Origin of the sequence: Saprospira grandis (assembly GCF_027594745.1) — a bacterium.
In the GTDB taxonomy this organism is placed as follows: Bacteria; Bacteroidota; Bacteroidia; order Chitinophagales; family Saprospiraceae; genus Saprospira; species Saprospira grandis.
Window position 1 is genome coordinate 1,991,098 of the sequence record NZ_CP110854.1, and the last position, 14,662, is coordinate 2,005,759.

At 46.7% G+C, this 14,662-nt stretch carries 14 protein-coding genes; 13 read left to right on the top strand and 1 reads right to left on the bottom strand.

The window, feature by feature from the left end:
* Window positions 1-1,406: 1,406 nt before the first annotated feature.
* From OP864_RS08020 to OP864_RS08035, 4 genes are all read left to right on the top strand, one after another.
* On the top strand, window positions 1,407-2,057 hold the full coding sequence (locus OP864_RS08020) for an SOS response-associated peptidase (RefSeq protein WP_270100690.1): 651 nt from the start codon (window positions 1,407-1,409) through the stop codon (window positions 2,055-2,057).
* 58 nt (window positions 2,058-2,115) lie between these two features.
* Window positions 2,116-2,961 (top strand): transketolase, encoded by an 846-nt coding sequence (locus OP864_RS08025; protein WP_015692391.1) that lies wholly within the window; start codon window positions 2,116-2,118, stop codon window positions 2,959-2,961.
* A 37-nt stretch (window positions 2,962-2,998) separates the two neighbouring features.
* Complete coding sequence (locus OP864_RS08030) at window positions 2,999-3,952, top strand: transketolase family protein (protein ID WP_270100691.1); 954 nt, start codon at window positions 2,999-3,001, stop codon at window positions 3,950-3,952.
* A 102-nt stretch (window positions 3,953-4,054) separates the two neighbouring features.
* Complete coding sequence (locus OP864_RS08035) at window positions 4,055-4,852, top strand: M48 family metalloprotease (RefSeq protein WP_270100692.1); 798 nt, start codon at window positions 4,055-4,057, stop codon at window positions 4,850-4,852.
* A 252-nt stretch (window positions 4,853-5,104) separates the two neighbouring features.
* Here OP864_RS08035 and OP864_RS08040 read toward each other — a convergent pair whose 3' ends face one another.
* Window positions 5,105-6,154: an arginase family protein gene (locus tag OP864_RS08040; RefSeq protein WP_270100693.1), complete on the bottom strand. Its 1,050-nt coding sequence runs from the start codon at window positions 6,152-6,154 to the stop codon at window positions 5,105-5,107.
* Between the two features lie 277 nt (window positions 6,155-6,431).
* Between OP864_RS08040 and OP864_RS08045 the strand changes: the two genes are divergently transcribed.
* The 9 genes from OP864_RS08045 (at window position 6,432) to OP864_RS08085 (ending at window position 14,467) form a co-directional block, all read left to right on the top strand.
* Window positions 6,432-7,661, top strand: a complete 1,230-nt coding sequence (locus OP864_RS08045) for a Glu/Leu/Phe/Val dehydrogenase dimerization domain-containing protein (protein ID WP_270100694.1) — start codon at window positions 6,432-6,434, stop codon at window positions 7,659-7,661.
* A 183-nt stretch (window positions 7,662-7,844) separates the two neighbouring features.
* Entirely contained in the window at window positions 7,845-8,987 is a 1,143-nt protein-coding gene (locus OP864_RS08050; RefSeq protein ID WP_270100695.1) for a hypothetical protein, read from the top strand.
* Window positions 8,988-9,004: 17 nt separating this feature from the next.
* Complete coding sequence (locus OP864_RS08055; RefSeq protein ID WP_270100696.1) at window positions 9,005-9,616, top strand: OmpA family protein; 612 nt, start codon at window positions 9,005-9,007, stop codon at window positions 9,614-9,616.
* Between the two features lie 294 nt (window positions 9,617-9,910).
* The gene (locus tag OP864_RS08060; protein WP_270100697.1) at window positions 9,911-11,008 is read left to right on the top strand and encodes a Nif3-like dinuclear metal center hexameric protein; all 1,098 of its coding nucleotides are present in this window, start codon (window positions 9,911-9,913) and stop codon (window positions 11,006-11,008) included.
* Window positions 11,009-11,010: 2 nt separating this feature from the next.
* Window positions 11,011-11,781: a zinc ribbon domain-containing protein gene (locus OP864_RS08065; RefSeq protein WP_270100698.1), complete on the top strand. Its 771-nt coding sequence runs from the start codon at window positions 11,011-11,013 to the stop codon at window positions 11,779-11,781.
* Window positions 11,782-12,077: 296 nt separating this feature from the next.
* On the top strand, window positions 12,078-12,530 hold the full coding sequence (locus OP864_RS08070; protein ID WP_015692400.1) for a YbjN domain-containing protein: 453 nt from the start codon (window positions 12,078-12,080) through the stop codon (window positions 12,528-12,530).
* Window positions 12,523-12,750, top strand: a complete 228-nt coding sequence (locus tag OP864_RS08075) for a hypothetical protein (protein ID WP_015692401.1) — start codon at window positions 12,523-12,525, stop codon at window positions 12,748-12,750. The genes OP864_RS08070 and OP864_RS08075 overlap by 8 nt, the downstream gene beginning before the upstream one ends.
* Window positions 12,751-12,819: 69 nt before the next feature.
* Window positions 12,820-13,275, top strand: a complete 456-nt coding sequence (locus OP864_RS08080) for a DUF1622 domain-containing protein (RefSeq protein ID WP_015692402.1) — start codon at window positions 12,820-12,822, stop codon at window positions 13,273-13,275.
* Between the two features lie 88 nt (window positions 13,276-13,363).
* Window positions 13,364-14,467 (top strand): N-acetylmuramoyl-L-alanine amidase family protein, encoded by a 1,104-nt coding sequence (locus OP864_RS08085; RefSeq protein ID WP_270100700.1) that lies wholly within the window; start codon window positions 13,364-13,366, stop codon window positions 14,465-14,467.
* Window positions 14,468-14,662: the final 195 nt, after the last annotated feature.

Sequence of the window (14,662 nt, forward strand, 5' to 3'; positions counted from 1 at the left end):
AGGGGCCGCAAAATACGGCCTTTTTTTGAGCTTGCTCTGCCTTTTGAACAATGCTCGGCCTTTGCAGTTGAGAAAAAACCTATTTAGATTTATTCTAAAGAATAATTTTCGATTTTTTTGGGGCGTTACTCCTTTCAGTCGTCGAACTGCGGACTAAAGTCCTTGTTGTCGCTGCGGCTTCGCCTTGCGGCGGTTACTCCCTTTGGTCGTCGAACGGCGCCCTAAAGGGCTTGTTGTGGCCAGTCGCTTCGCTCCTCCCTTTTGCCCAAATTGAATTTTTTAACCTAAAAGAGCGCTTTTCCACAAAACTTTTCCACATCGAGGATAAGTTGGCTATTTTTTGAATTTGAAGTCTAGCGAACTGATCTAAAATTAATTTAAATCCTGCTGGGGCTTCCTTGGCTGTAAAAACAAAAATTAAAACATTTTGTCGCAGCAGGTTTTTTGGAGCGCTTCTTCCCTTATGAATTATAAATAAAAAATTTTTTAAAAAAACTCTTATTATCATTAGGGCTGTGGATAAGTGGATAACTCACTAGCTTAAGGAAGCTTTAAATTTAACTTTCCCACAGCTTTTTGGACTTGTCCACAAGTTTATGCACATTAGTTAAAATTTGAAATAGTTTTGAGCTGGGCTTTTCAGTGGCTTTTCCACGAAAAACGGACTTATCCACAATTTGCCCATTGTGGATTTTGTTTTTACCCAAAAACACCCATTTTCTTGTGGATAACTTTGTGTATAAAGTCAGACTTATTCACAATTCACAGCCTTTACACACTTTTGCACAATTTTTATCCACATCCAAAATTGCCATTGTGGATAAAATGTGGATAAGTATGGGGGTTATACACAATTACCTGTGGAAAACTCATTTTTCAAAAGCCTGCTAATTAGTTACTTATGCATTTTAAAAATATTATTGTTAATAAGTCTGTTGAAACAGGCCCTTAGTTCTTTGTTTTTAGCTGCATTTTTTTGTTTTAAGTCCCGACTGTGGAAAAGTCCGTGGAAAAACGTGGAAAACTTTATACATCGAGCTTTTTGCCTGTTTTTAGTCTTCTGACTGGCCCTAAAACTTAAACACTTATGTTTTTGATTATAAAATGTAAAGTTATAATTTATTTGCTTACATTTTTAAGGCGTTTAGGAGGCGGCGAAGCCGCCTGCGAGCGCAGCGAGCCCTGGCCCAGCGCTGCGCAGCCGTGGCCGCAGGCCAGACCGAAGCGGCTTTGCCGCTGAAGGGCCGAGCAGACCTGCGAGCGGCGGAGCCTAGCGGCGGCCGCCCGCCCTATTTGGGGCGGCCGCGGGCCCCAAAAAAACAGTAGAATTGTAGAAAAGGGGGCCGACCTACCAATAACAGTCTAAATCGTTTATATTTGTTGGGCAAAACAAACTGACAAATAAGATGTGCGAACGTTTTTCTTTTAGTGCTGGTCGAACTCGGATGAAGCGAGTATTTAATATAGATGTAGCTGAGCCCCTACAGGCCTCCTATAATATTGGGCCGGGGAACAATGCCTATGTCTTGACGAATAAATCGACTAAGCTGCAGATTTATCGCTGGGGGTTGGTGCCTAGGGGGGCCAAAGATCCCAGAATTGGCCTAAGTTTTCCTGTAGCCAAGGCAGAAGGCATAGAAAAGCGGCATTCTTTCCGTATGCCTGTTCGGCAGCATCGTTGTTTAGTTTTTGCCGATAGTTTTTACGTATGGGAAAAAAATGGACAGGCGCATCGCATTTTGCTGCCTCATCAGGAGCTCATGGCCTTTGCGGGCATTTGGGAGCATTGGGAAGGGCCCAGAGGGCAATTGTTGAAAACTTTTAGCTTGGTGACGGTGCGGGCCAACAGCGAATTGCAGGCCTTGGATCAAGAACAAATGCCCGTTCTTTTGCTAGATGGAGAAGATATGCGGCAGTGGCTGCTCGCTACAGAGCTATCGGATGCTTTGCGTTTGTTGCAGCCCCTACCCAAGGGCATTTTGCAGCAGTACCCCATTGGGCCAGCAATAGACCAGCTAGACAATGACTTTGCCGATTTGCAGCGGCCTATGCGCTAGCCCCTACCCTACCCTTTTATTTAGACAAACAACTCTCTCACTACATACTCAATAATTAATGGCAGATATTCAATATTTAGAGCAGATGGCCACGCAGGTCCGCCGTGATATTTTGCGGATGGTGCATGCCGTGCAAAGTGGCCACCCTGGTGGCTCTATGGGCTGTGCGGAATTCTTCACGGCCCTTTATTTCCAGCAAATGGAGCACAATACAGATTTTTCTATGGAGGGTAAAAATGAAGACCTCTTCTTTTTGTCCAATGGCCATATTTCACCTGTTTGGTATAGTGTTTTGGCGCGTTCGGGCTATTTTCCTGTAGAGGAATTGGCTACTTTTCGTCATCTCAACTGCCGTTTGCAGGGCCACCCCACCACCCATGAGGGTTTGCCAGGCATTCGGGTAGCTTCTGGCTCTTTGGGCCAAGGGCTTTCGGTAGCTTTAGGAGCGGCTTTGGCCAAAAAAATGGATGGCGACGATAAATTGGTCTATGCCCTTTGTGGGGATGGCGAATTGCAAGAAGGCCAAATTTGGGAAGCGGCGATGTTTGCGGCCCACAACAAACAAGATAATGTTATTTTGACGGTAGACTGGAACGGCCAGCAAATTGACGGCAGCAATGATGATGTTCTTAGCCTAGGCAATTTGCCCAGTAAATGGGAAAGCTTTGGCTGGAAGGTCTTGATTGGCGAAAAAGGTAATGATATGGCGGCTGTATTAGACTATTTGGCGCAGGCCAAGGCGGCTAGCGGCCAAGGCCAACCTGTGGTCCTTTTGTTGAAAACAGATATGGGACATGGTGTCGACTTTATGTCGGGAACTCATGCTTGGCATGGCAAAGCCCCTTCTGATGAGCAATTGGCCAATGCTTTAGCCCAATTACCCGAAGGACTGGGCGATTATTAACCAAATTCTAGAACCGGACTATTAATTATATATAGCTATGCTAAAAGATATTAAAAGCATCGGCAAAAAGTCGACCCGCGACGGTTTTGGCGATGGACTTCAGGCTTTGGGCCAAACAAACCCCAAGGTGGTGGGCCTTTGTGCCGATCTAATTGGCTCTTTAAAGATGAATGCCTTTATTGATGAGCATCCCGAGCGCTTTTTTCAGGTTGGAATTGCCGAGGCAAACATGATGGGCCTAGCCGCTGGCTTGGCTACCGCGGGCAAAATTCCCTATGCAGCCACTTTTGCCAACTTTGCCACTGGCCGAGTCTATGACCAAATTCGCCAGTCTATTGCTTATTCACATAAAAATGTGAAAATATGCGCCTCACATGCAGGCCTGACCCTAGGTGAAGATGGAGCCACCCACCAAATTCTAGAAGATATTGGGCTCATGAAGATGTTGCCCGGCATGACGGTCGTTAATCCTTGCGATTATGCCCAAACCAAGGCCGCAACTATCGCTATTGCCGATCATAACGGTCCCGTTTATCTCCGTTTTGGCCGCCCAGGCTGGCCCCGATTTACCGAAGACATGCCCTTTGAGTTGGGCAAGGCTTTGCTGATGGCTGAAGGAACAGATTTGACCATTTTTGCCACTGGACATTTGGTCTGGAAGGCCGTAGAAGCCGCCAAAGCCCTAGCCGAAGAAGGCATTAGCGTCGAACTGATTAACATTCACACCATCAAACCCCTAGATGAAGAGGCCGTTTTGGCTTCTGCTGCCAAAACTAAGGCGGTGGTTACCGCCGAAGAGCATAATATCTATGGCGGTTTGGGCGAGAGTATTGCTGGTCTTTTGGCCCGAAAACTCCCTACTCCTATCGAAATGGTGGGCGTACAGGATAGCTTTGGCGAAAGCGGTACCGTGACCGAACTGATGACCAAATATGGCTTGGATGCCGTTAATGTGATTGAGGCCGCCAAAAAGGTCTTGGCCCGCAAATAATTACGGTATATTTATTGAGCTTTTCTAAGCACAATCTGAATCGATGATTAAACTCTAGCCCTGCTAGGGTTCAGTCTTTTTTTAGCCAAAAAATAACACCCTATGTACAAGCATTTTTCTTTGGCCTTGCTCTTTTTGGCCTTGCTCTTGGGTTCTTCTGCTTGCAAAAAGGACCAGGGCATCAATATCTTTACCCTAGAACAAGATAAGGAGTTTGGCGCGCAGCTCAAGACCGAAATCGACGCAAATCCCGCCGAATATCCCCTGCTGCCTTATGCTGGCAATGAAGCCGCTTATCAGTATCTCTATGATATGAGAGATGAGATTTTATCCTCCGATGAACTCAATTATCGCAGCGATTTTGGCTGGGAACTCTATATTATTCAGGATGATAATACCCTAAACGCCTTTTGTGCGCCCGGCGGCTATATTTATGTCTATACCGGATTAATTAAGTTTTTGGACCAGGCCGATGATTTGGCTGGCGTTTTGGGCCACGAAATTGCCCATGCCGATCAACGCCACTCTACCCAGCAAATGACTGAGGCTTACGGCATTAGCACGCTACTGACCGTTTTGGCCGGAGATGACCCTGGCATGTTGGCCCAAATTGTGACTAACCTGACTAGCCTCAGCTTTAGCCGTAGCCACGAACGGGATGCCGATGACCATTCTGTGGATTACCTCTGCGATACCGAATATGCCTCGAATGGCGCTTCGGCTTTTTTCCAGAAATTAATTGACCAGGGCCAATCGGGCTCTACGCCTGCTTTTTTGAGCACGCACCCCAATCCCGATAACCGAGTGCAAGATATCAACGACCGAGCTAGCGAACTGGGCTGTTCTACTACCCCTAAGGCCAATGCTGGCTATGCCGCTTTCAAAGCGCTTTTACCTTAATTTATTAATGTTTTGGGGCTGCCCCGGCCTTTGGCCGGGTCGGGCTGTATCGCAGCTCGCTGTTCGCTCGGCCCTGCAGCCCTGCGGGCTTTGGTCTGGCCTTCGGCCACTGCTGCCCATCCCTCAGCCGATGCGCTGGGCATTCGCCCAGCACAAAATGGCATCGCTTCGCGATATTTTAATATAGGCCCTTCGGGCCTGTAGGAGGCCCAAGAGGAGCCCAACTTATCTAGTTGGGCTCCTCTTTTTGTGTTAAAGCTGTTGGGCGGACCAAAAAATGCGCTCCGAAATTTGGCCCTTACAAGCCAAAAGGTAATCTCTTTCGCTACAAGCCAGTAGGCGAGGGGCCTCTTCTTCTTGGCTGAGGCTAAACCACCAACGGCCAGAACGGCGAGACTGATAAAAGGAGAGGGGGAGGTTATCTTGAGGAAGCTGTAGGGCATAGCGCTGCATCTCTTGCAGGGGCGGAACCCCTTCGGCCAATCGCTCTTTGAAGGCCGAGCAAAAATACCAGCACATCTGGGCCAATAGTTTTGCAGCTAGAGGAGCGGCCTGATAATCGGCCCTGAAGTTTTGGAGACAGACCAACTGAATCTGGTCGGAAAGGCCAGCATAACTCATAATTTGGCAAGCCTCTTTATTGGTCCAGCCATTGGGCTCTGGAGCTTGGGGATTTAAAAAGCCATTTTGGGCCAAGCTATTGAGGCGAAAAAGCAGCAGTTGGCTTTCTCTAAAACTGGGCTCTATTTCGGAAAGCTGGCTTTGGAGCAAGCCCAGCCTTTGGGTCCAAGCGCCCGCTTCTTGCAGGCGGATCAGGCTATTTTTAGCGCAGTAGTGGCTTTGGTAGCCCAAAAAGGCCAAATGGCCAGCAATTTCTAACTCATTGAGGTAATTACTTTGGGCTTCTTGGTAAATGAGCTTTTGATCAATGATGCTAGATCTCTGGCCATTGAGCTGTTTAATTAATGTAGGAAAGGCCTGCTCTTCGGGATCGACTAAGAGCAGGCAGCTATTTTGGACCAAAGGCTGCTCGAGCAGAAAAGAGAGCGCCTGCGGCTGGGGCAAATAGCCGAGGTCTAAAATGAAGGGAGCTTGGCTAGGGAAAATCGCCTGCAAAGCATAAAGCGCTTTGCGAAAACCCTCTTGTTGGGGCTGATCGCCCAGACTGAGTAAGATTAATTTGGGCGCAGTAGCTGGCTGCTCTTGGGTCCAAAAAGAAAGCGGGCGAATTTGGGCACCCAATTGCCAATCAGAAAACTGAGCGGCATGAATGGCAGAAGGAATACAACTAGAACTAAGCATACAATTAATAAATAAGCAAATAGAAATAGGCCAAGGGCAAAAACAAAAAACCGAGCGGCGGGCGGGCCTAGCGCTGTGCAGCAGTGGCCGTTAGGCCAGACCGAAGCCCGAAGGGCTGAAGGGCCGAGCAGACTTGCGAGCTGCGCAACATAGCGCCGCAGCTTTGCTGCGGAGGCCCCTAAAAAAACAAAATAAAATTAAAATATGATTAAGAATAGGAGAGGGGCGAGTTGAATGCCTGTTGAAATCGTTATCTTGGCCGAAAATTTAAGAAGCTATGGAACAACTACTAAAACAGTACAAAGAGCAGACCCCCGAAATCGTTTTCGAGTGGTCTGATGCAGAAACCGAAGCTAAGGGCTGGATCGTTATCAACTCTTTGAGAGGAGGGGCCGCAGGAGGAGGAACCCGTATGCGCAAAGGCTTGAATAAAGAAGAGGTGATCTCTTTGGCAAAAGTCATGGAGGTGAAATTTTCGGTTTGTGGACCCAATATTGGGGGCGCCAAATCGGGAATCAACTTTGATCCCAACGATCCTCGCCGAGAAGAAGTATTGAAACGTTGGTATAAGGCCGTCATTCCGTTGTTGAAAAACTACTATGGTACAGGAGGCGATCTCAATGTGGATGAACTCAAAGATGTTATTCCAATTACCCAAGATTTGGGCCTTTGGCACCCCCAAGAGGGCATCGTTAATGGGCATTTGCAGCCTACAGGAGGCGAGCGCATTGCGGCTTTGGGGCAATTGCGCCTAGGCGTATCTAAAATTATTGAAGATCCGACTTATATTCCAGAAACCGAAGAAAAATTGGCCATTGCTGATATGGTAACGGGTTATGGAGTAGCTGAGGCAGTTTTCCATTATTATGACTTGTATCATGGGGAAACCGTAAAAGATAAAAAAGTAATTATTCAGGGCTGGGGAAATGTAGCCTCGGCAGCCGCCTTCTATTTTGCAAAAAATGGAGCGAAAATTGTGGGTATTATTGATGTTGCAGGTGGGGTAATTGCCCCTGAAGGACTGAGCTACGAGCAAGTAGTGGATTTGTTCCTGAATAAAAAGGGCAACAAACTGCAATCTGACCAACTAATTCCCTTTGAAGAAGCTCAAAAAGCCATTTGGGACGTTCCAGCCGATATTTTTATTCCTGGAGCGGCCTCAAAATTAGTGACCGCAGAGCAGGTGGCGCGTCTACAGAAAGGAGGCCTTAAAGTAATGTCTTGTGGGGCCAATGTACCTTTTGTAGATGATCAGGTCTTTTTTGGACCAACTGCCAAGCAAACCGATGAAGAACTAAGCTTAATTCCGGACTTTATTGCCAACTGCGGTATGGCTAGAGTCTTTGCCTACCTGATGAAAAGCCGTGAAGCCCTAACGGATGCGGCTATTTTTGAGGATATTTCCTGGACCATTCGTCAAGCCCTAGAAGAAGTGAAGGCGCGAAATAATTCGCCCTATCAGCTTTCTACTACGGCCCTTACTTTGGCTTTGGAAAAACTGACCTAACTTATTTTAACGTATAGTGGATTATACTATGTATGTCTACTTAGGGTTTTTTCTTTTATTGACTTGAAAAACAATAGAAAAACCCTAATTTTGCAAGCCAAATTATATTTGCTAGCAGATTTGACCCCATGCAAATCTGCTAGTTATATTACTACATCATCATTGTGGATAAAAAACACGTATATGCAAATTACTAAACACCTCATGAAAGGAGCCTTGGCCCTTGCCTTATCTTTTGGGGCTTGGACTCCGTCTCAGGGGCAAATATCTGTTAACCCGACAGATGACCAATTTGTCTCTAAAAAATATGAAAGCCAACATGCAGAATGGAAGGAAGGCGAAAGCCAGTTCCCCGGTCGTCCAAGAGACATGTGGCAGCTAGGCGTAGGCGCTGGTAGCTTTCTCATTAGCGGCGATGTGAAATCGCAGTTCGGCTGGGGCGCTAGCGTTCATGTCCGTAAATCACTAGGCTATGTGATGTCGCTAAAGGCCGAGTATATGTTTGGCCAAGCTAGCGGACTCAACTACCAGGCTTCTAGCCAAAACTCTTATCAAGATATTGAGCCTTTTACTACGCAGTATGCTGGCCCAAATACTCTTTTTTATGCCAACTATAAGATTCCGCAATATCATGCGCTTTCTTTGCAGTCGGTTTTTAACTTGAATAATATCAAGTTTCATAAGAAGAGTAATAAGTGGAGCCTCAACCTCATTATTGGTTTGGGGATGAATATGTACCGCACGACCACAAATGCCCTAGATGCAAACGGTAATGCCTATGACTTTAGCCGAGTAGCCCTAGACGCCAATGGCGATCCTATCGACTTGTCTACGCTTTCGGGCCGCCGCGAGGTACGTAACAACATCAAAGGTATCCTAGATGATGATTACGAAACTTCTGCCCAACAGAATAGCAATAATATCTTTACTTTTGGCGAAGATGGAAAGAAAATGGCCGTGAATCCCTTCATGAATGTGGGACTTAGCCTAGAGTATCTAATTACGCCTCGCCTTTCTTTGGCCCTAGAACATCAAGGATTTATTTCTGTAGATGACTATATCGATGCCAAACAGAAAAACGAAACCGGTGACTTTACCTCAAATATTGATATTCCTCACTACACTTCTATCCGCCTAGGTTTCCACCTTGGCAAAAAAGATAAACGCATTCAGCCGCTTTGGTTTGTCAACCCCTTGGTCTATCCTATGTCTGATGTGGCCGACCTAAAGAAGAAGCTAGATGACGACCTCTTTAAGGATGATGATAATGATGGTGTACCCAACAAAATTGATGAGGAACCCGATACCCCGAAAATGCTATCGTAGATACTAAGGGCCGTACTATGGACTCTGATGGCGATGAGGTCCCCGATCATCTCGATAAAGAACCTTTCTCGCCTCCCGGATATAAGGTGGATGAAGACGGTGTAGCCGCTGTTCCAAAACCCATTACTCCCGAAGATGTTAAGGTGGTGGGCGATAACGAACGCCTCGTTATTGGCGACGAAACTTTTGATCCCCTCGGTGGTGGCGGAAAAGGCATGCTCAACGACTGGTATTTGCCTATGATCCACTTTGATCTCGATAAGTATAAATTGCGCCCCGAATCTTATGAGCAACTCCGCCATATCGCTCGCGTGATGCAGGCTTATCCCGACCTCAAAGTAGTGGTGCACGGCCATACCGATGTCCGCGCTAGCGATGAGTACAATGATCGCCTATCTTATAACCGCGCCATGACTGCTATTGATTATATTGTAAACCAATACGAAATCGATCGCAGCCGCTTTATCGCTAAGTTCAACGGAGAGGCCTCTAACTTGATCCCCTCTGCCGCTGGCGAGCAAGAGCACTTCATGAACCGCCGCGTAGAATTCTATATCGCTGAAGATGGCGAAACAGAAGGAGCCAAGCCCGAAGGCGATGGCGGACGCAATCGCAACTGGAAGTACTAGACTGTTCTAGTGGTTTTGGGGCGTTACTCCTTACAGTCGTCGAACTGCGGCTTGCAGCCTTGTTGTCTGCCTACGGCAGGCGCTACGTTACAGGGCTCGCAGGTCTGCTCGGCCCTTCGCCAGCTTCGCTGGCTCGGTCTGGCCTTCGGCCACCCTTGCACATCGCTAGGCCAATAAGCCCTTCGGGCTTTTAGGGCCAGTTTCCCCAAAATCATTTTCCGAATATCCCAAAAAGGGTAGCAGCTCGCTGTTACCCTTTTTGCTGTTTATTGAATTGATGCAAAATTATCATTTATGAAAATTGCCGAAATTGTCCAATTCCTAGAAGAAGTAGCTCCGCTTTCTTATCAAGAGTCTTACGATAATGCGGGCCTTATTTTGGGCCAAAAAAACTGGGATTGTACGGGCGCTATTCTTTGCCTCGATAGCCTAGAAGAGGTAGTCGATGAGGCTATCGCTAAGGGCTGCAACCTAATTATCGCTCATCATCCTATTGTGTTTTTTGGCCTCAAAAAAATCAATGGGAAAAACTACATTGAGCGCATTTTGATTAAGGCCATTAAGGCCGATATTGCTATTTATGCTTCGCACACCAACTTAGATAGTGTGCTTAGACAGGGCGTAAATACCAAAATTGCCGAAAAATTGGGCCTTCAAAATCTCCGCATTTTATCGCCCAAAAAAGGCTTGTTGCTCAAGTTGCAGACCTATGTCCCCGCCCAAAATTTAGAGGCGGTCCGAGAGGCGCTTTTTGCTGCCGGAGCTGGCCAAATTGGAAACTACAGCGAATGCAGCTTTGAGCAAAAAGGCCAAGGTAGCTTTAAGGGCAATGCCCAGAGCCAGCCGCATTTGGGCCAAAAAGAACAACGGCATTATGAGGCCGAACATAAATTAGAAGTCATTTTACCCAAGCAGATTCAGCATAAGGTGTTGGCGGCCCTAAAGAAGGCCCACCCCTATGAGGAAGTAGCCTACGAACTCATTGCCCTAGAAAACGCCCATCAGGAAGTGGGTATTGGAGTAGTGGGAGAGCTGCCCGAGGCCCAAGATAGCCTCGACTTTCTGAAGTCCTTGAAGCAAAAGATGGCTACCGATTGTGTAAAATATACCCATATTCATCAGCCTAAGGTCCAGCGCATTGCCATCTGTGGCGGAGCGGGCAGCTTTCTGCTCGGGGCCGCAAAAGGCGCTGGGGCAGATGTATTTGTTACCGCTGATTATAAATATCATGAGTTTTTTGATGCCGATGGCCAACTAATTATAGCCGATTTGGGCCATTATGAGTCCGAGCAGTTTACAATTGAACTGTTTTATGAGTTAATCAGCCAAAAATTTCCTAACTTTACGGTTCACAAAACGACCGTACGTACTAATCCTGTAAATTATTTATAAGCATGGCCAAGAAAAAGACTGTTAACGTCCCTGTAGAAGAAAAACTACAGTATCTATTTGAACTGCAGGAACTAGACTCTAAACTGCACGATATTGAGCGCCTAAAAGGTGAGCTCCCTATGGAGGTGAGCGAGCTAGAGGATGAAATCGTGGGCCTAGAAACTCGTGTCAATAAATTGAGCGAGGATATCAAAGCTACGGAGCTAAAAATTAGCAAGCACCAAAATACAATCAAAGAAGCTGAGGTCCTTATTGAAAAGTATGGACAGCAGCAAGAAAATGTAAACAATAACAGAGAGTATGATGCCCTCAGCCGAGAGATTGAGTTGCAGAAGTTGGACATTCAGTTGTCTAATAAGCGCATCAAGGAGGCTAAGGTCCAGCTCTCTAACCAAAAGATTACCCTAGATGCGGCCCAAAAGCGTTTCGAATTGAAGAAAGATGCTTTGGACCGTAAGCAGGCCGAATTGGAGAAGATTATTGTAAAGACTGAGAAAGAAGAAAAAACTTTGGATCGTAAGATTCAGCGGGCGCGCAAAAAGGTAGAAGAGCGATTGCTCAAAGCCTATGACCGTATCCGTGGCGCTTATAAAAACAAATTGGCGGTAGTTACCGTAGAGCGTAATTCTTGTGGCGGTTGCTTTAATCATATTCCTCCTCAAACACAGCTCGAAATCAATCAGCGCAAGCGGATTATTATCTGTGAGCACTGTGGTCGTGTATTGGTAGACCGTGTGATGGCGGGTGTAGAAACCGTAGAAGAGGAAGATTAGCGCTTTTGGTCTTTAAGAAAAAGAGCTTGTTCAATTTGAACAAGCTCTTTTGCGTTTAGGGAAGGCGGCGAAGCCGCCGCCAAGGCGCGAAGCGCCTCGGCTGAGGGATGGATAGCAGTGGCCGAAGGCCAGACCCAGCCGCCTTTGGCGGCGCAGGGCCGAGCAGACCTGCGAGCTGCGGCACAGCCCGACCCGCCCGTAGGGCGGGGCAGCCCCAAAAAAATAGAAATCTATGGAAGAGGCATAAAAAAAGGCCTATCTTTGTGCCCCATTCATCATTGTAAAAAATAATGCAGATGCAAAATATTGAAGAAACCTACAAGTTGATTGAAGGTGCTTTGGAAAAATTGGGTTTGGAGCCTGAAAAATGCAAGGGAAAAGAGGCGGGGTCTTGGACCATTGCCCGCGAGCAGCAAGAAATTTGGATTGACTGCTGGGAAATTGAAGAGAATGAGCATAAAGATACTTACTTTCAGGTACTTACGCCCATTTTGCAAATTCCGGCCGAGATGACCGTGCCTTTTTATCGGGAGGTATTGGAGTTTAACTATAATATGTATGGGATGGCTTTTGGTATTTTTAAGGACCTTTTGGCCATTAAGAGCATTCGGGAAGTGCGTGGCTTGGATGAAAGCGAGGTGATTGCCACGATTAGCCGAGCTTGGGTTTATGCTACCGACATTAAGCCCCAATTGATGGATAAATATTTTGATGTAAACCCAGGAGCAGCCCCCGATCAACATGTCTAAGTATAAAACAAGCTGCCTAGCAGCACTGAAAGATTTTGTAGAAGAAAAGAGCAATGAGGCCAAAATGGAGCTTTATATGGCTTATGAAGAGCTAGAAGATCCTGCAGACAGAAGCGCCCAACTAGGGGAGGAGCTGCATGCCGTTTTGCGTCAAATCATAGAAGACAACAAGCATCCAGATGATTATTTGGATAGTTTGAAGCCGCGTTTTTTTATGTGATTTTGGCTACAGAATTTGATTCTTCAGATGTCTTATTTTGATCATAAATCATCAATTGCTAGACGACTTATGAAAAATAAATCTTTTTGGGGACTGCTCCTTTTGTTGGTCTTCCCTGCATTTCTTTGGGCTAGCCCAGAGGCCGAAAGCCATCATCCAACTTTGATGCTTACTGTTTTTGAATGGCTAGAGCGCATTGCGGATATTGTGGGGATTGCCATTTTGGCTATTGGTTTTTTGCGGGGCTTTCTGCTCTTTTTACAGCTAGAGTGGGACCGTTTGCGGGGCCAAAAAGAAGCCTCCGAAATTTTTGCGCTTCGGAATGTATTGGGCAGTTATATTATAATTGCCCTAGATTTCTTGATCGTTTCGGATATTGTGCATTCGGTAGTGAGCCCAGAGCTAGACGAGCTCTTTAATTTGGGGATTATTGTGGTCCTCAGAACGGCTATTGGTCACTTTTTGGGCAAAGAGCTGCAAGAATTGCGGCATGAACTCAAGGAAGAAGAGGAGCACCCGGTATAGGGAATGCAAAAAGCGCAGGAGCAAATAGCTCCTGCGCTTTTTTTTCGCCACACAAAGCTGTACTTTTGCCCCTTAAAAAGAGAGACTTATGCCTTTTGCACTGCCTAATTTTTGGGGCCAACGGCCCTTGTTCAGCCTATTTTTATTGTTGTTTTATTGCTTCTTGCCGCAGATTGCCCTAGAAAAAGAGGGGCCTGCGATAAAGTCGGGTTTGCGCACGATTGTCATTGATGCGGGACATGGAGGTAAGGACAATGGCTCTTCTGGCGCTAAGGCCAAGGAAAAAGAAGTGGCCCTCAAAATTGCCCTCAAATTGGGGGGCTATATCAAAAAATATCTGCCCGATGTCAAGGTGGTCTATACCCGCAGTACTGATGTTTTTGTGCCCCTGCATGAGCGCTCCGAAATTGCCAACCGCCTAGGGGCCGACCTCTTTATTTCTGTGCATTGCAATTCTTTGCCCAAGCACAAAAAAAACATTCAGGGAACGGAGACTTTTGTCATGGGCTTGCACCGAGCCAAGGAAAATTTAGATGTGGCCAAAAGAGAAAACCGAGTGGTATTGCTGGAAGATAATTACCAAAAACGCTATGGCGGCTATGATCCCAACTCTCCCGAGGGACATATTATGCTCTCTATGTACCAAAATGCCTACCTCAGCCAAAGTGTGCTTTTGGCCGAAAAAATTCAGGCGCAGTTTAAGGAAAGAGTGGGCCGAAAAAGCCGTGGGGTCAAACAGGCCGGCTTTGTGGTCCTCCGAGCTAGCAATATGCCCTCGGTTTTGGTCGAGACGGGCTTTTTGAGCAATGCCGCAGAAGAAAAATATCTCAATTCGGATAAAGGACAGGCTTATTTGGCTTCGGCCATTTTTAGAGCGATCCGCAGCTACAAAAAAATTATAGATAAAGGCACTGGCTATCAGGCCAGTCACCTACAACTTCGGGTGCAGCTGGGCGCTTCTCCACAACCGATTGCTGTGCATAAAGCGCCCTGGAGTAGCGTAGAAGAGCTAGAAGAAGAACAGGAAGATGGCCTTTACAAATATTTAACGGGCAATTATCCCTCTATGCTCGAGGCCGTTAAGGCTCAACGCTTTTGGCGCAGTAAAGGCTTTGATGGCGCCTTTGTGGTGGCCTACAAAAATGGCAAACGCATCTCGCTGGCCGAGGCCCGAAGCCTGCTCGCCAACTAATTGCCAACTTCTCAGCTATTTAAACACAAAAACTTTTATGTACCTTTGCCCTTTCAGGTTTTGGGGCCATTAGCTAAGGACTTTCTGCTCCTTTTTAGCTGAGGGATGTTTTGGGGCGCTACTCCTTACAGTCGTCGAAGACGGCTTGCAGCCTTGTTGTCGTTCTGTAGCTCGCTGATGTTTTGGGGCCTCCCG